This is a genomic window from Variovorax sp. GW821-FHT10B04 (assembly GCF_059415645.1).
In genome coordinates this window covers 369,726-390,699 of record NZ_JBWKNQ010000001.1, presented here as the reverse complement: position 1 = coordinate 390,699, position 20,974 = coordinate 369,726, and the positions used below count along the sequence as shown (strand labels likewise).

21 protein-coding genes are annotated in these 20,974 nt (G+C 67.0%); 7 read left to right on the top strand and 14 right to left on the bottom strand.

Features of this window, described 5'->3' with window-relative positions; translation table 11 throughout:
- Window positions 1–42: 42 nt before the first annotated feature.
- Complete coding sequence (locus AC07PZ_RS01885) at window positions 43–705, bottom strand: TetR/AcrR family transcriptional regulator (protein WP_495293303.1); 663 nt, start codon at window positions 703–705, stop codon at window positions 43–45.
- Window positions 706–709: 4 nt separating this feature from the next.
- Window positions 710–1,171 (bottom strand): hypothetical protein, encoded by a 462-nt coding sequence (locus tag AC07PZ_RS01880; protein ID WP_495293302.1) that lies wholly within the window; start codon window positions 1,169–1,171, stop codon window positions 710–712.
- Between the two features lie 63 nt (window positions 1,172–1,234).
- On the opposite strand from AC07PZ_RS01880, the gene AC07PZ_RS01875 reads away from it, so the two are divergent.
- Window positions 1,235–1,549: a hypothetical protein gene (locus AC07PZ_RS01875; RefSeq protein ID WP_495293301.1), complete on the top strand. Its 315-nt coding sequence runs from the start codon at window positions 1,235–1,237 to the stop codon at window positions 1,547–1,549.
- 9 nt (window positions 1,550–1,558) lie between these two features.
- Here AC07PZ_RS01875 and AC07PZ_RS01870 read toward each other — a convergent pair whose 3' ends face one another.
- The 6 genes from AC07PZ_RS01870 to AC07PZ_RS01845 all read right to left on the bottom strand — a co-directional run bounded on the left by AC07PZ_RS01870 (window position 1,559) and on the right by AC07PZ_RS01845 (window position 8,100).
- Entirely contained in the window at window positions 1,559–2,278 is a 720-nt protein-coding gene (locus AC07PZ_RS01870) for an ABC transporter ATP-binding protein (protein WP_495293300.1), read from the bottom strand.
- Window positions 2,271–4,085 carry a branched-chain amino acid ABC transporter ATP-binding protein/permease gene (locus AC07PZ_RS01865; RefSeq protein WP_495293299.1) on the bottom strand — a complete coding sequence of 605 codons (1,815 nt, stop codon included), beginning with the start codon at window positions 4,083–4,085 and terminating at the stop codon, window positions 2,271–2,273. Before AC07PZ_RS01865 ends, AC07PZ_RS01870 begins: the two co-directional genes overlap by 8 nt.
- The gene (locus tag AC07PZ_RS01860) at window positions 4,082–4,942 is read right to left on the bottom strand and encodes a branched-chain amino acid ABC transporter permease (RefSeq protein ID WP_495293298.1); all 861 of its coding nucleotides are present in this window, start codon (window positions 4,940–4,942) and stop codon (window positions 4,082–4,084) included. The genes AC07PZ_RS01865 and AC07PZ_RS01860 overlap by 4 nt, the downstream gene beginning before the upstream one ends.
- Entirely contained in the window at window positions 4,942–6,162 is a 1,221-nt protein-coding gene (locus AC07PZ_RS01855; RefSeq protein ID WP_495293297.1) for an amino acid ABC transporter substrate-binding protein, read from the bottom strand. Before AC07PZ_RS01855 ends, AC07PZ_RS01860 begins: the two co-directional genes overlap by 1 nt.
- Before the next feature lie 44 nt (window positions 6,163–6,206).
- A complete protein-coding gene (locus AC07PZ_RS01850; protein WP_495293296.1) occupies window positions 6,207–7,061 on the bottom strand; it encodes a fumarylacetoacetate hydrolase family protein in 855 nt (284 codons plus the stop codon).
- A gap of 67 nt (window positions 7,062–7,128) precedes the next feature.
- Complete coding sequence (locus AC07PZ_RS01845) at window positions 7,129–8,100, bottom strand: VOC family protein (RefSeq protein WP_495293295.1); 972 nt, start codon at window positions 8,098–8,100, stop codon at window positions 7,129–7,131.
- A 129-nt stretch (window positions 8,101–8,229) separates the two neighbouring features.
- On the opposite strand from AC07PZ_RS01845, the gene AC07PZ_RS01840 reads away from it, so the two are divergent.
- The gene (locus AC07PZ_RS01840) at window positions 8,230–8,913 is read left to right on the top strand and encodes a GntR family transcriptional regulator (protein WP_495293294.1); all 684 of its coding nucleotides are present in this window, start codon (window positions 8,230–8,232) and stop codon (window positions 8,911–8,913) included.
- 1 nt (window position 8,914) lies between these two features.
- Here the strand turns inward: AC07PZ_RS01840 and AC07PZ_RS01835 are convergent, their stop codons facing one another.
- The 5 genes from AC07PZ_RS01835 to AC07PZ_RS01815 form a co-directional block, all read right to left on the bottom strand.
- Window positions 8,915–10,855, bottom strand: a complete 1,941-nt coding sequence (locus AC07PZ_RS01835) for an esterase/lipase family protein (protein ID WP_495293293.1) — start codon at window positions 10,853–10,855, stop codon at window positions 8,915–8,917.
- Window positions 10,852–11,868, bottom strand: a complete 1,017-nt coding sequence (locus AC07PZ_RS01830) for an Lnb N-terminal periplasmic domain-containing protein (RefSeq protein WP_495293292.1) — start codon at window positions 11,866–11,868, stop codon at window positions 10,852–10,854. Before AC07PZ_RS01830 ends, AC07PZ_RS01835 begins: the two co-directional genes overlap by 4 nt.
- A 135-nt stretch (window positions 11,869–12,003) precedes the next feature.
- On the bottom strand, window positions 12,004–12,969 hold the full coding sequence (locus tag AC07PZ_RS01825; protein ID WP_495293291.1) for a Bug family tripartite tricarboxylate transporter substrate binding protein: 966 nt from the start codon (window positions 12,967–12,969) through the stop codon (window positions 12,004–12,006).
- A 41-nt stretch (window positions 12,970–13,010) separates the two neighbouring features.
- A complete protein-coding gene (locus AC07PZ_RS01820) occupies window positions 13,011–13,379 on the bottom strand; it encodes an AtuA-related protein (protein ID WP_495293290.1) in 369 nt (122 codons plus the stop codon).
- Window positions 13,376–14,770 (bottom strand): acyclic terpene utilization AtuA family protein, encoded by a 1,395-nt coding sequence (locus tag AC07PZ_RS01815; protein WP_495293289.1) that lies wholly within the window; start codon window positions 14,768–14,770, stop codon window positions 13,376–13,378. Before AC07PZ_RS01815 ends, AC07PZ_RS01820 begins: the two co-directional genes overlap by 4 nt.
- Before the next feature lie 92 nt (window positions 14,771–14,862).
- Between AC07PZ_RS01815 and AC07PZ_RS01810 the strand changes: the two genes are divergently transcribed.
- Window positions 14,863–15,792 carry a LysR family transcriptional regulator gene (locus AC07PZ_RS01810; protein ID WP_495293288.1) on the top strand — a complete coding sequence of 310 codons (930 nt, stop codon included), beginning with the start codon at window positions 14,863–14,865 and terminating at the stop codon, window positions 15,790–15,792.
- 69 nt (window positions 15,793–15,861) lie between these two features.
- On the opposite strand, the gene add (AC07PZ_RS01805) is transcribed toward AC07PZ_RS01810, so the two are convergent.
- The gene (gene add, locus AC07PZ_RS01805) at window positions 15,862–16,914 is read right to left on the bottom strand and encodes an adenosine deaminase (RefSeq protein ID WP_495293287.1); all 1,053 of its coding nucleotides are present in this window, start codon (window positions 16,912–16,914) and stop codon (window positions 15,862–15,864) included.
- Window positions 16,915–17,094: 180 nt separating this feature from the next.
- Between add (AC07PZ_RS01805) and add (AC07PZ_RS01800) the strand changes: the two genes are divergently transcribed.
- From add (AC07PZ_RS01800) to AC07PZ_RS01785, 4 genes are read left to right on the top strand one after another with little or no spacing between them, the layout of a single operon-like run.
- A complete protein-coding gene (gene add / locus AC07PZ_RS01800; RefSeq protein WP_495293286.1) occupies window positions 17,095–18,162 on the top strand; it encodes an adenosine deaminase in 1,068 nt (355 codons plus the stop codon).
- A 27-nt stretch (window positions 18,163–18,189) separates the two neighbouring features.
- A complete protein-coding gene (locus AC07PZ_RS01795; RefSeq protein ID WP_495293285.1) occupies window positions 18,190–19,320 on the top strand; it encodes an ABC transporter substrate-binding protein in 1,131 nt (376 codons plus the stop codon).
- On the top strand, window positions 19,317–20,195 hold the full coding sequence (locus AC07PZ_RS01790; RefSeq protein WP_495293284.1) for an ABC transporter permease: 879 nt from the start codon (window positions 19,317–19,319) through the stop codon (window positions 20,193–20,195). The genes AC07PZ_RS01795 and AC07PZ_RS01790 overlap by 4 nt, the downstream gene beginning before the upstream one ends.
- Window positions 20,192–20,974, top strand: a complete 783-nt coding sequence (locus AC07PZ_RS01785; protein WP_495293283.1) for an ABC transporter permease — start codon at window positions 20,192–20,194, stop codon at window positions 20,972–20,974. Before AC07PZ_RS01790 ends, AC07PZ_RS01785 begins: the two co-directional genes overlap by 4 nt.

Sequence of the window (20,974 nt, the reverse complement as noted above, 5' to 3'; positions counted from 1 at the left end):
CACGGGACCGGCGCCGGCGACGCCGAACGCCTGGCGGGTGGCTCACTCGCGGCGCAGCGCGCCGGAGAAGGTGTCCGAGAGAAGGCGCACCATGCGGCTGCGTTTGTCGGCCGAACCGCGGGCGACGGCTTCGTCGGCCAGGCCGTGCATCGCATGGAACATCATGACGGCGAGGGATCGCGCGTCGCCGATCCGCCATGCGCCCGCATCGCTGCCTTCGCGCAGGAGGTCGGCGAGTTGCTGGATGACGGGGTTGTCGACCATGACGTCGCGGTCGCCCGGCCGGACGTCGTGGAACAGCATGTCGTGCAGCATCACCTGGCCGAGCAGCACGTCCAGCGCGGTCTCGAACCAGGTGCGCAGGCGCGCGTCCCAACTGCCGGCCCGATGGCGCGACATGGCCAGCCGGACCCGTTCGCAGAAGTCGTGGATGAAGCGTTCCTGCAGTGCGGACAGCATCGCGTCGCGGGACGCGAAGTACAGATAGAAGGTGCCCTTCGCCACCTGGGCCGCACGCGTGATGTCATCCACGTTGGTGGCGATGACGCCCTTCGCAAGAAACAACCGTTCGGCGGCCTCCATCAACTCGGCGCGGCGCGACTGCGGCGCACGAACACGTCGCCGCGGCTCGATGGAAACGTCGCCGGAAGCCGGCTCGCCCGGCTCGTTATCGATTGCATTGCGAGGGCTGGGGCGGCGCGTCATGCCGTCATGATAGTGACGGCTTCGCCGCGGTCGTGGCCGCAGCGACGGTCGCGAGGACGGCTGCTTCGTCCAGGTGCAGGCCTCGCGGCGCGAACACCTGATCGCGCAGCCATGCGATCGCCGAAGGCATGTCCTGGGCCGTCAATGCCGGCACGCCGAAGAGCTTCTCGACATTCATCTTGCGCATGCGTTCGTACTCGGCCGACGGTACGACGTTGACCATGCCGATCACCTGCCGGCGGATGGCCGCGCCTTGTTCCTGCAGCCACTTCTTGGCGTTCTGCGCAGACCCTTCGGGGTGGATCAGCGTGTCGGCATCGGCGAACACGCGCAGGGTGGCGAACGGCACATCGCGCGCGAGCCAGCGGTTCCATTCGGCAGTGAAGGCATTCATGTCGTCCAGGGTTGCCAGGCCCGAAGAGACGCTGACGACCAGGGGCCAGTGCGAGAGGTCATGGTGAATCACGAGATTTCCTTTCTGAAAGTTGGGTCCATGCGATCATCGCAATAATGACCGACAGTCATTAACATGAACGCTCGCAAGGAAAAGAAAGGTCAAGCCATGGCAGGGACACCAGAAGATCAACGGATGCGCGCGCTGGCTGGACAGCTGCGCCAGCCGCATGGAGATGACGGCGCGCAAGTGGGCCGGGTGATGCATGAAAGCAATGCCGGCATGACCCACGCCTGCTTTGCCGGCCTGAAGGGTGGATTCGACAGGCAACGTGGAGCGGATGCGGCCCTGCTGGAGATCAGGCACGAGGAAGAAGTGCAGAGCAAGACGCAGGCCGGAGCGACCACGCGGCGGCCCTTCACCGTGGTTCGGGCGACGAAGGCGCCGTGAGCTTCCTGCTCAGGCGTGTTCGGTCGTGAGGCCGAGATAGGCGCGGCGCAACTCGGGCCGTGCCATCAGTTCGTCGGGCGAGCCCGACGCCACGATGCGTCCTTCTTCGAGTACCGCGGCGCGCTCGGCGATGTCGAGCGCCATGCTCACGTTCTGTTCGACCAACAGCACCGCGATGCCGTCGGCGTGGATGCGCTGGATCGCCCGGAACATGTCGAGCACGATGCTGGGCGCGAGCCCGAGTGAGGGCTCGTCGAGCAGCAGCAGCCGCGGCTGTGCCATGAGCGCCCGGCCGATCGCCACCATCTGCTGCTGTCCGCCGGAGAGGGCACCGGCAGGCTGCCCGAGCTTCTCTGCGAGCGCAGGGAAAAGCGAGCAGACGCGGTCGAGCGAGTTCGTGCGCGCGCGACGCGCGCTGCGCAGGTAGCTGCCGAGCTCCAGGTTCTCGCGAACCGTCATCTCGGTGAAGAGCCGCCGGCCTTCCGGCACCAGCGCAATGCCCTGGCTGCAGAAGCGGTGCGCGGCCAGGCGGGAGATGTCTTGTCCGTCGAGCACCAGGCGTCCGGCACCGATGCGATGCAGCCCCGCGATGGCGTTGATCAGCGTGCTCTTGCCGGCACTGTTCGGGCCGACGACGCACAGCAGCTCGCCCTGGCCGATGGACAGCGACACGTCCCACAACGCGGTGGCCTGGCCATAGGCGACGCGGATGGATTGGATCTCAAGCATGGGCCAGTGTCCTGTCGGGTTGAGGCGCCGCAATGGGCGTGTCGGGTTCCATGGCCTGGCCGAGATAGGCGGCGACGACTTCGGGGCGCTGCATCACGTCCTGCGGCACGCCCTCGGCCAGCACCTCGCCGCGGTTGAAGACGACGATGCGGTCGCACAGCGCCATCACGGCCCGCATCACGTGCTCGACGAAGACGATGGTCGCGCCCTGATCGCGGATGCGGCGGATCAGCGCCACGGCCTCGTCGATCTCCGATGGCGTCAGGCCCGACAGCACTTCGTCGAGCATCAGCACCTGCGGCCGCGAAGCCAGTGCGCGCGCGAACTCGAGGAACTTGCGCTGGTGCAGGTTGAGTGCATCGGGCAGCGCGTGCGCGCGCTCGGTGAGTCCGGTGAAGGCCAGCCATTGCCAGGCCTCGGCCTCGGCCGTTGGGCGGTCGAGCGATGCGGCGCCGAACATCGCCGGCAGTGCGACGTTCTCCAGCACCGTGAGATGGGCGAACGGGCGAGGGATCTGGTAGGTCCGCGCGATGCCGCCGTGCGCGATGCGGTGCGCCGGAATGCCGGATATGCGCCGGCCTTCGAACTCGATCAGCCCCGCCGTCACGGCGTAGTGGCCGCTGGCGACATTGATGAAGGTCGACTTGCCGGAACCATTGGGCCCGAGCAGTCCGAGGATCTCGCCTCGGCGAACCTCCAGGTCGATGCCGCGCAACGCATGCACGCCCTTGAAGGACTTGCGCACGCCCTGCGCGCGCAGCAGCACACCGCTGTTCATCGGCCGAGCCGGTGGCGCGGGTGGTACGCGTGGCACGTGCGTCGCGGTGCCGGCGCGCGGCGGCGCACGCCTCGCGACGTCGGCGCCGCGCTGGCGTGCGTTCCACCATTTCAATGCCTGGCCGAGCAGGCCTTCGGGCATGAACAGGATGACGACGATCAGCACCAGGCCGGTGAGCCCCTTGCCGATGATGGCGCTGTCGCCGCCGGTGAAGGCGTAGAGCAACAGCGTGATCGCCGTGGCGCCGACGATCGGCCCGGCCCAGTGACGCGTGCCGCCGAGCACGGCCATCAGCACGACCGTGAGCGGCATCGCGATGGTGAAGGTGTCGCCGGTCGTCACGTAGGAGATGAAGAGCGCGTGCACGCCGCCGACCAGGCCCGCCAACGCGCAGGACAGCGCCAGGGCGCCCAGCTTGTAGCGGAAGGTCGGCACGCCCATCACTTCGGCGACGTCCTCGTCGTCGTGGATCGCGAAGAGGCCGGTGCCGAAGCGCGAGTGATAGACCGCGAGCGCGGCCAGCACCGTGGCCACCGCCACGGCCAGCGCCAGCAGGTAGAAGGTGCCCGAGGGCGTCGGGCCGATCGCCGGCACGGTCACCGCGCTCATGTAGATGCCGGGGCCGCCGTCGATCGGCGTGTTGAGGATCACGGTGGCCACGACGAAGGTGGCAGCCAGCGTGAGCAGCGAGAACAGTTCGGCACGCACGGCCTGCACGCGGAACGCGACCACGCCCAGCAGCGAGCCGAACAGCGCCGCAACTGCGGCGGCCGCCGGCAGCGTCCAGAGGAAGGGCACATCGAACTTCGTCGCCAGCGTGGCCGTGGTGTACATGCCGATGCCGAAGAAGGCACCGTGGCCGAACGAGAAGTAACCCGAGTAGCCCGACAGCAGGTTCCACGACGTGGCCAGCGCGACCCAGTGCAGGATCAGGTACAGGATCGATTCATAGAACGCCGGGAGCCCGAGCCACGGGACGATCGCCAGGCCCGCACCCGCGGCCAGGATGATTCCGAAGGAGCGCTTCATGCGACCCTCCCTGGCCGCGCGAGCAGCACCAGCATGAGCAGTGAGAAGGACACCAGCGGTGCCCACGACGGCGTGGTGACCGCCATGGTCAGCGCCTCGCTCACGCCTATGATGCAACCCGCGATGAGCGGGCCGAGCGGGCGGCCCAGGCCGCCCAGCATCACGGCCGCGAACACCACGCCGATCCATGCATAGATCTGCGAAGGCGACAGCGTGTAGGTCAGTGCGATGCACACGCCGGCGACGCCGGCCAGCGCCGCATTGAGTCCCGACAGCATCAGCGCCAGCGCATGCTGGTTGATGCCGAAGGACGCGGCCACCGGCGCATCCTGCGCCGACGCGCGCAGCGCCTTGCCGAGATCGGTGCGCGTGAGCGCCAGCCAGACGGCCACCGAGATCCCGACGCCCAGGCCGAGCGTGATCAGCTCGGGCAGCGGCAGAAAGAGTGGGCCGAGGCGCAGCTTCTGCTCGGCATAGCTCGACTCCAGCTTGCGGTAGTCGGCCGTCCAGATCCATTGCAGCAGCGCCTCGATGATGACGGTGATGCCGAAGGTGACCAGCAGCGAGTTGAACGGACTCACCCGGAAGCGCGTCAGCACCCAGTGAAGGGCGGCGCCGAGCACGAAGAACAGCGGCACGATGAGGCCCAGCGTGAGCAGCGGGTCGATGCCGCGGTGGCTCGACAGCTCGTAGGTGAGGTAGGCGCCGAAGAAGGCGAGCGCGAAGTGCGCGAGGTTGATCTGCCGCAGCATGCCCCATGACAGGCTGAGGCCGAGCCCCAGCAAGCCGTAGAGCGCCCCGGTGAAGAGGCCTGCAAGAATCGACTGCGCGAGAAGCGTGGCACTGGGAAAAGTCATCAGCTCGCCATGCCTCGGGTCTGCAGTGCGGCCCCGGGCGCTGCCCAGTCCTTGGGCCATACGGTGAGCCACTTGCCGTTCTGCACCTGCTTCACGCGGTTCAGGTCGGCGCCGAAGTTGCCGCGCTCGTTGAAGCGCAGCTTGCCCTGGATGGTGTCGACCTGGTTGGCGCGCAGCCAGGCCGCCATGGCCTTGTCGTCCAGGCCCTTGGTCGCGACGACGGCGGCCTCGATGATCTGCCATGCCGAGAACGACGCGGCGGCCTGCGTCTCGACGGCGGTGTCGGGCATGCCGGCCTTGCCTGCGCGTTCCCGGTACGTCTTCACGAATTCGGCGGCCACGGGGTTGTCGGTGAAGGGCGGGTGATCCTCGAAGATCGTGATGGCCAGCGCGCCGTTGGCTTCGGGCGCCTTCAGCATCGGCGCGGGGGCGGGCACGTGATAGAAGTGATGCAGCGGCGCGTAGTCGATCTTCTTCATCGCATCGAGCAGCTGGTTGCCTTCGAGCCCGATGGCGCCGTTCCAGATGAAGTCGGGGTTGGCTTCCTTGATGCGGCCGGCGATCGGGCTGAAGTCCCGGTTGCCGAAGTCCCACTCGAGGAACAGCACCTCCTTGATGCCGCGCTGCTTCGCGACCTCGCGCGCGCCGAGCGCCACGAAGTGCACCGACGGGAACTTGCTGGTCACGATCGCGATGGTCTTCGGCGGCCGGGCCGATGCGGCCAGCGCATCCAGCACCGTGGCCGGAATGGTCTTCTCGGGTTCCGGCCCGAGTGCCCAGGCCGGAAACTGCTGGTCGTACTTGGCCAGGCTCGGAATGCCGAAGGTGTGGTGCACGATGGTCTTCCCGTAGCGCTGCGCCACGCCCATCGCCGACAGGATCGCACCGGTCGCGTAAGGCCCGATCAGCAGGTCGACCTTGTCCGCGGTCACCAGCTGCTCGTACAGCGTGCGCGCCAGGTCGGGCTTGGACTGGTCGTCCTTCAGCACCCATTCCACCGGCCGGCCCAGCAGGCCGCCGCGCTTGTTGAGCGTGTCGACGTAGATCTCGCCGGTGAGCTTGTGGACGAGGCCGGTCGACGACAGCGGGCCGGTCAGGGCCAGCGTGCCGCCGACGCGGATGGGGGCGCCCGAAGGCTGGGCGGCGGCGTGCTGTGCCAGAAGCGCGCTGGCGCCGAGGGCACCCGCTGCCGCGACGAAGGAACGACGGTCCATGTTCATGTTTGTCTCCAATGTTCTTTTGTTGGGCGTCTGCGGGCCGGCGCTCAGTCGCCGTCGACGATCGGGTTCGACAGCAGCCCCACGCCTTCGATCTCCACCTCGCACACGTCGCCGGCCTTCATGAAGACCTGCGGGCTGCGTGCGAAGCCCACGCCTGCGGGCGTGCCGGCGATGATGATGTCGCCCGGCTGCAGCGCGAAGGGTTCGGAGCACACCGACACCAGCGTGGCGACGTCGAAGATCATGTCGCTGGTGTTGGCCTCCTGCAGCAAGCGGCCGTTCAGGCGCGTCTGCAGCTTGAGGCCGGCCGCGCCTGGCGGCAGCTCGTCCGGCGTCACGAATTCGGGGCCGAAGGAACCCGAGCGGTCGAAGTTCTTGCCCATCATCCATTGCGCCGACTTGAACTGGTAGTCGCGGATCGAGCCGTCGTTGAACAGCGAATAGCCCGCCACGTGTTCGAGCGCCTTCGCCTTGTCGATGTAGCGCCCGGGCTTGCCGATCACGATCACGAGTTCGCCCTCGTAGTCGAACTGCGTCGAGATGTGCGGGCGGATCAGCGGCTCGCCGTGCCCGACCCACGAGGACGGAAAGCGATGGAACAGCACCGGGTAGGTCGGTGCCGCGAAATTGCCCTCCGCCGCATGGTCGACGTAATTGAGGCCGACGGCGATCGCCTTGGACGGCGCCAGCACCGGCGGCAGCCATTGGAGGCCCGACAACGGCAGCCGGGTGCGTGCCGAGGACGCGGCGCGCTCGGCGGCGGCCAGGCCGTCCGGGCCGGCGCGCAGCAGTTCGTCGAGCGTGGCCGGCAGGCCTTCGGCGGTGAGGTTGACGACTTCCTGGCCGAGGCGCAGGCCCAGAGCCGCTTGGCCGTTGTTCTTGAAGGCGACGAGACGCATGATGATTTCTTGGTGGTGGTGGGTGAATGAATGAAGGGCCGGCCGCGCACGCGGCGGGCCTGCGTGGTCAGGGCTTCTCGATCTCGTGATTGACGACGAAGTCCTCCGGTACCGCGGGACCCCAGGCGTAGAAGGAGTCTTCGGGCGGGTGGTCGGCGGCACGCCAGTCGAAGTCGCCCGGCACGAAGTCGATGTCGTGCGAGTACTCCGAATAGCTGCCCCAGGGGTCGCGCACGTAATGGAAGTAGTTCGAACCGAGCACGTGGCGCCCGACGCCCCAGCCGCGGGTGTGGCCGGCGGCGAACATCTGTTCCATGCCGCGGCCGACCTCGTCGATGCTGCCGACGTCCCAGCTCAGGTGATGCAGCCCGGGTCCGCCGGACTTGGCCATCGCGACCAGGTGATGGTCGCTGCCGTGCGCGCCGTGCAGGAACACGATGAGGTCCGCCGATCGGTCGGTCACGCGCAGGCCGAGCACATCTTCATAGAAGCGGACGGCGCCTGCGACGTCGCCCGAGAAGAGAAGCGCATGCGAAAGCCGGCGCGGTCGCACCTTCGGAATTCGCGCGCGATTCAGGGAGGCGCCGCGGCCGACAGGCGCGGGCGGCTCGACGATGCGGTCGCTCTTGCGGTCGGGCGTGCTCTTGGGCGCCACCAGCACCTGCACCGGAAATCCCTCCGGATGCAGGAGCCAGAGCCCGCCGGCTTCGCCCATCGGATGCGGCGCGGCGTGCGCAATGCCCAGGCGCTCCGCGCGTGCGGCAATGTCGTCGAAGTCTTCCGCGAAGCAGGCGAATCGCAGGTACTGCAGCCGCTTGACACCGGCCTGGGCGAACAGCGACGCCCACACGTGGGGATGGCCGTGCGTGCGCAGGTCGAGGCGCTCGCCGTGGCGCTCGGTCAGGAGCCCGAAGGCATCGTAGAAACGGGCGGCCTCGTCGAGGTCGGGCACTGTGAAGACGATGCGGTCCAGCGAATGAACGCCCTGGATGTCCGCGCGGTTCGCGTGCTTGTGGGTGCGTAGCTCGGTGTCTGCCATGGGCTGTCTCCGGTGGCGTTGATACTTCTATTGAAAATATATTATTTGTCTGAAACTATATGATTATTGAGTTCGACTATTATTAGGGTTTGCGAGAATGATCAGCACTTTCGAACTTGAATGACCACGATGAGTGAGCGAACCAAAGGGATGAGCCAGACGCGAATGGTGTTCGAGCGCATGCGTGCGTCCATCGTGGGCGGACGGCTGCTGCCGGGTTCCAAGCTCAACATCGCGGCACTCGCGGAAGAAATCGGTGTCAGCGCGGGCGCGGTGCGCGAAGGCCTGGCCATGCTCGAGGCCGAGGCCCTGGTCGTGTCGGAGCCGGCCCGCGGTTACCGGGTGAGCCCGGTGTCCGCCGTCGAACTGCGGGACCTGGTCAAGGCGCGCATCGAGATCGAGAAGCTATGCCTGGCCGAAGCCATTCGCCACGGCGACCTCGCGTGGGAAGGCGGAATCGTGTCGGCTTTCCACCGCCTCACACGTGTGGCGGAACGCGACGAGAAGCACCCCACGCAGCTGAACGAGGAGTGGGCCGCGGTGCATGCGGACTTCCATCGCGCCCTGGTCAGTGGCTGCCCCAACCAATGGCTCATGCGCATGCACGACATGCTCTATCAGCAGGGCGAGCGCTACCGGCAACTGTCGGCACCGCTGGCGACCGTCGACCGCGACGTGCTGTCCGAACATCAGGCGATCGTCGACGCGGTGCTGAACCGCGACATCCAGGCCGCGCAGGAGCACATGGCCGAGCATCTCCAGGCCACGGCGCGGCTGTTGCTCACGTCGCCGAAGCTGAGCGTGCTCGGCTAGTTCACGGTCGCGCGGGGTTTTGCATCGGCACCGCCAACTGCGCCTTGAGGATCCGCCGTATCTCCAGGATGGCCAGCGGATTTTCCTGAACGCTGTGGCCCGATGTCAGCACCAGTTCCGACGCCGCGCCGTCCAGGTGCGCGCTGGCATACGGCACGATGCCGTCGCTCGAAAGGGCCGCCGTCACGCCCGGCGTGTCGTTGCCGATGATCGAATGAAAGCGCACGCGCGGATTCATCGGCAAGGACGCCGACACCTGCACGTACGGGTCGTCGTCGCTCAGGTTGTCGATGCTGGTGGGCAGGCGCGTCGACGCTGCGCCGCGTTCGCCGACCGCAATGCCGGTCAGTTCGCGGGACACGTCGTTGATCTGGCCGAGCATGGCGATCGGCAGCGTGATCAGGTTGGCCAGCCAGCGCGCCACGCGGTTGTTGGCGAGCGGTGTGCCGCGGTGCGGCGCCGCGATGAAGATGACGTCGCTCACCTCGGGCAGCGGCTCGAAGTGGAGATACGGCGCCAGGCTCGATTCGATGCGCGCCCGCTGCGCGCCCTGCATCGGCAGGCTGCTGCGCAGCGCATCCAGCAGCCTGTCCTGCGACGACGAGACCAGCAGGCGCGAGAGCACGCCGCCCATGCTGTGGCCGATCAACGTGATGTTGCGCGACGCCTCGGCTTGGCCGCCCGGATCGAAATGCGCGAGCGTCTGGGCGAGCGCCTGGCGGATCGCCAGGCTGTTGATCGGCAGCGGCGCGTTGGTGGGGTAGTACACCTGCCAGATCTGGTAGCGGCTGCGCAGCGTCTCGTCGCCGAGCACTTCGTTGGCGAGGTTGATCCAGGCTTCGGGGCTGCTGGCCAGGCCATGCAGCATGACGATCGTGCGGCGCCGCGGGTCGTAGGGCTGCATCAGGTAGACGCGCGGCTGCGTGATGCCGTCGGCGCGACCGAAGAGGCTGCGCAACGATTGCAGCGCGAAGTCCGAACGCGCCAGCCACAGGCCGTAGCCCGAGGTGAAGTTCCCGGCCAGGGGAATGTCCTGGCCCGCGACGCGCAGCGTCGACGTCCTGTAAGGGTCGAACGCCGCGATGCGGACGACATGCGACGCAAGGACCTGCGCCAGATCGTCGCCTTCGAACTGCAGGAGCGCCGTCACCGGCGGGAACGGCATCTCGCGGTAGGCCGGCTCGGTGCCGGCCCTGAGGCCGTCCCGCGCGCTGCGTGGCGCCGACGCGGCGACCAGCTCGGCGCCGAAGCCGTCGCGTCGATAGACGTTGCGCACGCCCGAGAACGTCAGCGAGGCGGCGGGGATCAGTTCTTTCACCGGCGGCGCATCGGGGCGCAATTGCAGTGCGGACAGATCGCTCTCGATGCGCCAGCCCGCGATCTGGGGTATCTGCGGCGCCTGTCCTGCGGACGGCGGACGCGCCAGGTAACTGCCGAACAGGCCCGTCAGCGCCTGCTGCACCGCGTAGTTGTAATAGTCGCGGACCTGCGTCTGCCTGTCTTCGAATGCACGGTCGCGGGCCTTGCGCTCGGTGAAGAACAGATAGGCATAGGCGTGGCGTGCGGTCTCGAACCAGGCCTCGATGGCGACCGGGGGCGATGAACCCGCTCCCTGCGGGTCGGTCGCCAGCGCGACCTGCAACCACACTTCCGACAATGCCGACAGGCGTTGCTCGTCGGTGAGGCCGCCGGCATCCGTGAGCATCCGCCGGCAGGCTTCGCCATTGCTGCGGCACAGGTCGCCGTCGGAGCCGATCACGCGCAGCACTTCTTCCGCCGATGTGCTGAGCCGTCCGGTGGTCAGCACGTCGCCGCGGCGCTGGGCCAGGTAGTCGCCGGGTGAAATGCTGCCGACCTTCACGCCGGCACAGCCTCCTGCGAGCAGCGCGAGGCACAGCAGCATCGACAGCGCGAGGCGCCGATGCAAGTCCGGAATCGTCATCGCGACGCTCCGGGCAGGCCGATCCGAATGGCGCTCGAGAAATCGGTGGCGCCGGGTGTGGTGTCGAACGCGATGGCGCGCTCGGTGATGCGGCCGCCGCTGCGCAATGCCGCCATGTCGTATCCCGGCGTGAGGCCGCCGACGTCATGCAGGTAGTCGGGCAGGTAGCCCGATGCCAGCAGGCGATAGTCCATCGGCAACCCAGGCACGACGTGCCTGGCCAGCGCGTAGACGATCGTGGTGCAGTTGGCGGTGAGCGTGTTGTAGAAGCTGGGCGCATGCAGGAGCGAATCCGCCTCGCCGAGATAGGCCATGAACAGCGAGCGCATGTCGGGTTGCGACAGGCGCACGCGGTACAGGTAGACGTCCTCGCCGCGCACGTTGGTGCGCACGCGCAGGATGTCGTGCTCGTCCGCCGCGATGAGGCTGGTCTCGAACTGCTTGAAGAAGCCGCCGACGGAGGAGAAGCTCTCGCCGCGCTCCTTGCGGATCTCGATGGAGAAGGTGACGAAGCGGCCGTCGTCGAAGCCGAAGGACACGAGCGTGTGGGCGATCGCCGGGCCGGTCCAGTACGACACCGCCACGTCGACCGAACGCAGGCGCTGGAGATCGTAGCTGCGTGATTCCCACCGCGGGGTGTAGTCGCTATCGCTGCGCCAATTGAAGTTGCGCACGTTGTCCAGCGTGACGCTGCTGCCATCCACCCGCGCGCTCAGCTGCCGCGACACGTCGTCCGCCCACACGCGGTTTTGCGAGGGAAGAATGGTGCTCCACCACGTCATCAGCAGCGCAAAGGCCGCTGCGTAGGACAGCAGTGCGCGCGGGGCGCGTCCGCGCCACAGCAGCACGATTGCCGCCAGGCCGCCCGCGGCCCACAGCACACCTGCCGCGATCTTCAGGGAAGGGCCGGTGGGCAACTGATACCACAGCGCAAGGCACGCCCACATCGCAGAGACCAGGATGACGAGCGACGCGGCGGCGCGGCTGGCCACAGACAGGATTCTTGGGAACATGGGGGTAGCGTATCGCAACGAGTCGTACGCACGGCCTACCCACGGCCCCGGGGAGCGGGCGCCATGCCGAGGCGCATCCGGGAGGCCCCAGGGCCGGCACGGATGCGCCCTGGCGCAGGTGCCTTGCCTTGTGCCTTACTCGGCCTGGATGCCGGCACTCTTCACGATGCGGCCCCATTTCTGCGATTCGCCGGCCTGGAACTTCGCCATCTCCTCGGGCGAGGTCGTGAAGACCTCGGTGCCCGTGGGTTCGTAGAAGGCGGCCTTGGCGGCGTCGCTCTTCGCGGCCTTCACCAGCAACTCGTTGAGGCGGTTGACCACCGATGCAGGTGTCTTCGCGGGCGCATAGGCCGCAAACCAGTAGCCCATCTCGTAGCCCTTCACGCCCGACTCGGCGATGGTCGGCACCTCGGGTGCTAGCGGCGAGCGGTTGGCGCTCGACATGCCCAGGGCGCGCAGCTTGCCGGCCTTGACCTGCGGCAGGCCGGTGGCGGTGTCGGTGATCATCATGCTGATCTGGCCGCCGAGCAGGTCGGTCACTGCGAGCGTGTTGCTCTTGTAGGGAACGTGCAGCAACTTGATGTCGGCCATCTGCTGCAGCAGTTCGCCGGCCATCCGGCTCGACGAACTGCCGCTGCCGAAGCTGTACTTGCCGGGTTCCTTCTTCGCCAGCGCGAGGAACTCCGCCACGTTCTTCGCGGGAAAGTTCGGCTCGACCACCATGATCTGGCCGCCCTTGCCCAGGCCGGTGATCGGTGCGAAGTCCTTCACCGGGTCGTAGGGCAGCTTCTTGAACAGGTGCTCGTTGGCCGCATGGGTCGTGTTGGTCGTGATCAGCACCGTGTAGCCATCCGGCGCCGCCTTCGCCACGTTCTGCGAGGCGATGAAGCCGCTGGCACCGGCCCGGTTGTCGATGATGACGGCCTGCTTCGTCTCGGCCGTGATCTGGTTGCCGAGCGCGCGTGCGATCTGGTCGGTGGCCGTGCCGGCTGCGAACGGCACGACGAAGGTGATCGGCTTGTCCGGGAAGGACTGCGCGCGGCCGAGCAGCGGTGCAAGCGCCATGGCCGTCGCGAGCAGGGTGAAGGAAATGCGTTTCATTGTTTTGTCTCCGAATCGATGGTTGGAAAGGGTGGGGTGATCTATGGCCCTGCCAGCAGCGGCTCCAGCGCTCGCGGCACGCGCAGCGTCATGTCGAGCAGCAGGAACGACAACGACTTGCCATGCGTGTCGAGGTTCAGCGCGTCATTGACGCCGCCGTCCAGCACGCCGTCGAGCACGAAGTTCATCGCGTGCAGCTTCGGCAGTTCGAAACGCTGCACCCGCGACGGTCGGCGGTGGCGGAACTGCTCGGCCACGCGCTCCGGCGTGATCTGCGCCGCGATCAGCGCATAGAACTCGGGACGCCAGGCGATCACGCTGATGTTCGAACGATCGCCCTTGTCCCCCGTCCGGCCGTGTGCCGCGCGGTACAAGGGGACGTCCATGGCGGGCAAGTCCCGAGGTGTCATGCGGTGGCCTCCATGTCGAGCAGTTCGAAGCGAACGGGGATGGCGTCGCGCGGCAACAGGCACGACAGCGTGTTGAGCCGCGGCGTGAGCGCGATCCGCACGCCACCGCCGCCGGCCGGGCCGCAGGTGTAGAGCGCGGTCACCTCGCGGCCCAGGCGCTCGGCCTGTGAGCGTTCCGGATGTGTAGCGGCGATGCGCAGTCGCACGTCGCGCATGCCCGCATCGGGGGTGTCGGCCAGCATGCGTCCGGCGTCGTCGCCGAAGATGCTGAGCGCACCGATGAGGTCGACGCGCAGCTTCAGGCCTTCGAGCCGTTTGACCAGGACGTCGGCCGCCAGCCGGGCACGTGCTTCGGCGCGTGGGCCTGCATAGGAAATCTCGCCTTCCGCGAGCCAGCCGCCTTCGAGACAGACATTGACCTTGTAGTGCGTCGGCCGCACATGGCCGCGAACGCCCGTCAATGCGACGCGGTCCGCGCCGGGGCGTGCATGCACCTCGGCCTCGGTGATGTCGGCGGTCACGTCCGGCGTGAGGTAGCCGGCCGGATCGTGCACTTCATAGAGCAGCTGTTCCTTGACCGTGGCTTCGCTCACGAGTCCGCCGGTTCCGTCGGCCTTGCCGATGACGCAGTGGCCGTCGCCGTGGATCTCCGCGATCGGGAACCCCACGTCGTGCAGACCCGCCACGTCCTTGAAGCCCGGATCGGCAAAGTAGCCGCCGCACACCTGGGCACCGCATTCGAGCAGATGGCCTGCCATGGTGGCGCGGCCGAGCCGCAGCCAGTCGTCGCTGCGCCAACCGAAGTGCGACAGTGCCGGGCCGACGGCGAGAGACGGGTCGGCCACCCGGCCGCAGACCACGATCTGGGCGCCGGCATCGAGCGCGGCTGCGATCGGCTCCGCGCCGATGTAGGCGTTGGCACTGACGACGCGCAGGGTGTCCATCCGGGTACCCAGTGCCTCGCGCAGCATGGCGCGGTGTTCGGGGCCCGACAGGTCGTCGCCTTCGACCACGGCGATGCGGGGCGCGGGAGCGCCGAGTTCCTGCGCCATCCGCCGGATGTGCCGTGCGGCTGCGCGTGGGTTCGCCGCGCCGAAATTGCTCACGATGCGGATGCCGTGCTGCAGGCAGCGTGCGAGCACCGGCCGCAGCATGTCGTCGAGCAGGGGCTCGTAGCCGGCTTCAGGGTTGTCGCGCCGGCGCAGCTGTGCGAGCGCCAGCGTCCGTTCGGCCAGCGTTTCGAATATCAGGAACGCCCGGCCGTCTGCGCCTTGCTGCGCAAGGCGCGCAATCAAGGTGTCGACCACCGGGCCGGCCGCGTCGGTGCGGTCGCCGGAAAAGCCGGCGGCGCAACCGATGAGCAACGGGAGGGGAAACGCTTCGATGGTCATCAGTTCTGTCTTGGTGTGCGCAGAATGTAAGAGCCATCTCGCCATCGGAAAAATTGAAAGTTCAGATCAGCTCATCCAGAATTCGAATCAATATGGCCATCTCCGATCTCTCCACCCGGCAGCTCCGTGCGTTCGCAGCGCTTGCCGACCATCGCAACTTCACTCGCGCGGCGGAGCATTGCCACCTGTCGCAGCCGGCCTTCAGCACGCTGATACGCACGCTCGAAGAGACCGTGGGCGGTCGGCTGTTCGACCGCGACACGCGCAACGTCCATCTCACGCCCGAAGGCCGGCAGTTCGAAGCGTCGGCCAGGCGGCTGCTCGACGACATGCAGGGCCTGATCGGCACGCTCTCCGACCGGGTCGAACGGCGGACAGGCCGGGTGAGCGTCGCGGCACTGCCATCGCTGGCGGCCGGCTGGCTGCCGGCCATACTTGCCGAGTTCATGCAGGCGTGGCCCGGAATCAACGTCGAATTGCACGATGCGCTGTCGGACGCATGCATCGCGCAGGTCCGCAATCAGACCGCCGATTTCGCGCTTTCCGCCAGCGCGTCGGGCTCGACATCGGCGGCGGACCTGCGCAGCACGAAGCTGTGCAGTGATCGGTTTCACCTGGTGTGCCGAAAAGACCATCCTTTGATGCAGTCGTCCCGACTCCTGCCGAAGCAACTCGCCCCTTACCCGTTCATCCAGATGACCCGCAACAGCAGCGTGCGCCAGGCGCTGGACGCGGCCTTGCACCCGATGAAGCTCAACACGGTCTTCGAGGTGGAGCATCTGGCCACCGTGACCGGCCTCATTGAGGCGGGAGTCGGCATCAGCGTGGTGCCGACCTTGACGCTCTTCCATTTCCAGAGCGTGTCGCTGTCGACCCGGCTTCTGACGGCGCGTGGGCTGAGCCGGACGATCCACCTGGTCCAGCGCCGCGAAGGCAGTCTTTCCGTGGCGGCCCAGACTCTGCGCGACCTGATCTTCGCGCGCATGGGATCGCTGACGGTCGCGCAGATGGCCGTGCACTGAGGGGCGGGCGACGCTGCGGCCCGGCTCCGCGAGGGGTAACAAAAGACAGTTGGGACGGATCGCGGAGGGTCAGAGTCCGGCGCCCGTACGCGGAGCCGTCGCCATGTAGTCGTCCAATTGCCGAAGATAGCCAGCGCGGCGTGCATCCGGCAGCCAGGCGCCCTTGAATGCATTGGCCATCACGTCCGCGATCTCCTCCTGCGTGAAGGCGCACTCGCGTGCCACGCGTGGCAGCAGCTCGTGCAGCATGCCGCTGGTCATCATGCCGGGATCGTCGGAATTCAGCGTGATGTTGAGACCCGCATCGAACATCTGGCGGATGCGGGCGAGCCGATGGGGGTCGTTGCTGCCGGGCCACCAGGTCGGGCAGGGTGTGAGATAGATGTCGCGTGCATTCAATGCGTCCGTCAGGCGCGCGTCATCGAGTGCGTTGATGCCGTGGTCGATACGGTCCACCCCGAGCACGTCCAGGCACTGCCACATGTGCTTGACGGCATCCTCCTGGTCGACGTCGCAGTGGCAGGTCAGATGCCAGCCTTCGGCGCGCGCAAAGGCAAACGCTTCCTTGTGCTTCACTGGCGGATTGCCGGGTTCGAGTCCGCCCATGCCGATGCCGACGACGACGTCCTGGTACGGCACCATCGACCGTACCGTTTCGAATCCGCTCTCGGCGCTGTGACCACGGTTGATCGAAAGGATCAGTCCGGCGACCACGCCGAAATCCCGTTCGGCTTCTTCGATGCCGGCGCGCAGTCCGTCCATCAGCATCGGCAGCGGAATGCCGAGCGCCAGATGGGCCTGTGCACCGAAATAGATCTCCGAGTAGCGAATGTTGCCCTCCGCGCAACGCCGCAGATGCTCGTACATGACATCGCGATAGTCCTGTTCGGTCTTGAAGACGACATGGTTGGCGTAATAGAGCTCCAGGAATCTGCGAAGCACCTCGCCGGGGCTGTCCGCCGCATATTCGTGCGCGGCCACCAGTTCCTCGAAGGTCGAGAAGGGCAACTCGATCTTGTTGCGCCGAGCAAGGTCCCACCGCTGCTTCGGCGTCACTGTGCCTTCGATGTGGACGTGCAGTTCGGCTTTCGGCATGCCTTGAAGGAAGGTATCTGGATGCATGGGATGGCCTCGTTTGCGATGTGATTCGGTGGCGCAGATGCCGCAACTTCCGTGCCTTGCGAGCGGATTCAATGTGCTAATTCGGAGAACTTTCCGAATCAAAATCAATGCTTTATCAAATCATTGGCGATCACTACGATCCAGTCCGGGAACATTCATTCCTCCCTTCTGGAGTTCGATTTGCAAGCTGCTGGCGATACCGCGATCACACTGGACGACTATCTCGGTCTGATTCCCAAGGTGGAGGTCCATGCGCATCTGATCGGCTCGATGCGGCCATCGACCTACGACGAGTTCGCGCGCACCGCCGGCATCGATCTGCCGCGTCCCGCGGCGGCGTTCTATCCGTACCGCGACTTCTACGAGTTCCTGCAGCTGTCCCGCCTGGGCACCACGTTCCTCAATACCCGTGAAGACTTTGCCCGCGTGATCTTCGAGGCACTCGAGGATGGCCTGAAGCTCGCCAACCAGCGGCACACCGAGATGTTCTTCAATCCGCAGTACTTCATGGCGCGCGGCATTCCGTATCGCACGGTCGTCGACGGGCTGTGCGACGGCGTTCGCGAGGCGCGCCGCGTGTGGGGCGTGAGCTGCCTGCTGGTTCCATCGTTCGGTCGGCAGATCGACGAGCGCGGTGCGCACGAGGTGCTCGATGCGATCCTCGAGTGCCGCGAGGACGAGGTGGTCGGCATCGGCCTCGATGGCGCCGAGCGCGACGGTCCTCCCGAGCGCTTTGCGGCGGTCTATCAGCGCGCGGGCCGGGCCGGGCTCAAGCGCACGGCGCATGTGTGCGAGGACAACCAGACGATGGCCGAGGCGCCGCCGTCCAATTTCGCTGCATGCCTCGATCTGCTCGGCTGCGACCGGCTCGACCATGGCTACAACCTGCTGGCCGACGGCGACATGGTCAAGCGCGCGCGCGACGAGGGCAAGTACTTCACGACGGTGGCGCTCGCCAGCGCCGAAGTGCGGCGGGCAGGGCGCTTCAGGAGCATCGCACGCATGGTCGAAGAAGGGCTGCCGGTCACCATCAACACCGACAACCCGGCGATGTTCGGCACCCATCTCGCGCACTCGTACCGCGCGGTCTGCACGGCCTGCGGCTGGGGCCATCGGGAGGCGCGGGGCTTCAGCCTCGCCGGTGTCGACGCCAGCTGGCTCGACGACACCGAGAAGCGCCGGCTGCGGGCCGAGTTCACCGAGTCGCTCGACACGTTGGGCACGGCCCTTGCGGCAGCCTCCAGCTGAGTCCTTTCCATCCAGCCCAAGGCCCCCATGATCCGCAGTCCCATTGCCAGTTCCGCCCGCGGCGCATCGCGCCGCGACTTCGTTCGCACAGGCGTCGCACTCGGCGCCGGCAGCCTGCTGCTTCGCGGACTCGCCGCGGCGCAGACCGGCGCGCCGGCCATTGCAGGCCAGGGCCGTACCCTCACCGTGTCCACCTGGGGCGGCACCGCGGCCGACGGCATCAAGCAGGTGGTTGCGCCCGAGTTCAAGAAGCTCACCGGCGCCGAGGTCCTGGTGGACATCGGCGCGCAGGGGCCGCGCTACAACAAGCTGATGGCGCAGCGCAACAGTCCGTCGATCGATGTGTTCTTCGGCACCGACGAGCTGACGGCATCGGGCCATAAGCAGGGGCTGCTCCAGCCCTGCGAGCGAAGCCGGATCACGCGCTACGGCGAAGTCGATCCGAGGCTCCTGAGCTTGAAGCAACTCGACACGGCGACGACGCTGCCCGGCGCCCCCTACACGGTGATCTCGTATGCACTGACGTATTCGCCCGAGGCCGTGAAGAAGGCACCGACCAGCTGGCTCGATCTGTGGTCGCCCGAGTACGCGGACAAGCTGGCGTACTTCTCCGTGGTGCACAGCATGATGCCGGGCAACATCGCGCTGATGGCCGAGTTGCTGGGCGGCAGCGCCGCGAATCCCGAGCCGGCGTTTGCCAAGCTCAAGACGCTGCGTCCGTCCAAGCTCACCAACTTCTGGACCGACTGGGCGCCGTTGCAGAAGACCGGCGACGTGGTCCTCGCCACCGAGAACGACGCCTACACCGCGACCATGAAGGCGCAGGGCTATCCGGTCGAGTTCGTGGTGCCGAAGGAGGGCGCGTTGGCGGCGCTCAACTACGTCTCGCTGGTCAAGGGGACGAAGAATGCCGACCTGGGCCAGGTGTTCATCGATCTCATGATCGATGCGCGGGTGCAGGAGCAGCTCGCGGCGCTGGGCTACGCGGGCACGACCAACAGGACCGCCAGGGTCCCCGCGGATCTCGCGGCCAGGATCACCACGGGCGGCAAGCTCGACAAGCTGCGGCTGATGGACCCGCTGGTCGCCATGAACAACCGCGCCGCCTGGACCGAGAAGCTCAATACCGAAGTCATTCCGATGTGGAGCGCGCGTTGACCCAGGCGAGCGCGATGCCGGCACGCGCGGCATCGCTTCCGCGGCACGGCCGTGGCACCGCATGGATGCTCCTGCCCGCCGCCGCGCTGCTGATCGCGTTTCTCGCCGTCCCTTTGTGCGCGACGGTATGGGCCAGCCTGTCCCCCAACGACATCGTGCAGTTCCCGGGCCCGGGGCTCGACAACTACGGCTATGTGTTCAGCAAGCAGCACTACCTGACGGTCATCTGGCGAACCATCCGGCTGGCATTGCTCGCGACGGCGGTGGCGCTGCTGATCGGTTATCCCACCGCGCTGGCGCTGTGGGGCCTGCCGCCGCGTCTGAACAGCTTCATGCTGATGGGGACGACCTTCCCGATCCTCACGGGGCCGCTGGTGGTCGTGCTGGGCTGGATGATCCTGCTGTCGAGCGGCGGCCCGTTGTTCGCTCCGCTCGCCGCTCTCGGCGTGCCCGTTCCCAAGATACTGGGCACGGAGACCGGCATCAGCGTCGGCATCGTGCACTTCGTATTGCCGCTCGTCATCCTGATGCTCAACAGCGCGCTGCGTGCCATTCCGCCCGCGCTGCTCGAGGCGTCCGCCAGCCTCGGCGCCGGGCCGCTGTCGCGCTTCGTGCACGTGATCTGGCCGCTGTCGCTGCCCGGTGTGCTGTCTGCGCTCGTGGTTGCGTTCGCACTGTCGGCCAGTTCGTACATCTCGCCTTACTACCTCGGAGGCGCGGGCCGCCACATGCTCGGCACGCTGGTCTCGGAATTCATGCTCGCGACCTTCAACGGCCAACTCGCGGCGGTGGCGGCCATGCTGTTGTTGATCATCAAGACGGTTGCCATCGTCGGCGCGACGCTGGCACTGGGCCGAAGGATGCGTGGCCCATGAAGGCACTGAAACGCCTGGGCTACGGCTGGCTGCTCCTGGTCTATCTGTTCGTCCTGGCACCCACGCTGGTGGTGGTCGTCGGGTCGTTCAACACGGCGAGCAGCTTCCCGGCGAAGTTCGAAGGCTTCACGCTCGACTGGTACCGGCAGATTCCGCAGCGCAGCGAATTCGTCGCGGCCATCTTCAACAGCCTGGTCGTGGCGCTGTGCGCGGCCGCATTCGCCACCGTGGTGGGCTTTCTGGCCGGCTACGCCATCCTTCGCAGGCCGATCGCGCGCCGCAACCTGTTGACCACGCTGCTCATGAGCCCGCTGCTGGTGCCCGACATCGTCATCGGCGTCGCCGCACTTCAGATGTTCATGCTGCTCAAGGTGCCGCTCACGCTGGTCAACCTGGTGGCGCTGCACGCCACCTTCTTCATGCCCTTCGCGGTGCGGATGGTGCTGATCGGCCTCGCGCGCTTCAACTTCGGCCTCGAGGAGGCGGCCGCCAGCCTGGGCGCGAGCCCCTGGCGGACCTTGCGCCATGTGACGCTGCCCCTGCTGCGGCCCAGCCTGGTGGCTGGATTCACGGTCGTCTTCATCCTTTCGTTCGTGAACCTGCCGCTCTCGATGTTCCTGGCCACGCCCGACTCGGCGACATTGCCGATCGTGATGTTCTCGTACATCGAGTCGAACCTCACCCCTTTCATCGCGGCCGTTGCGTCGCTGCTGGCGATCACGGCCGGGCTCGTGACCTTCTTCATCGAAGGCGTGCTTCGCATCCGCCTGTTCGCCTGA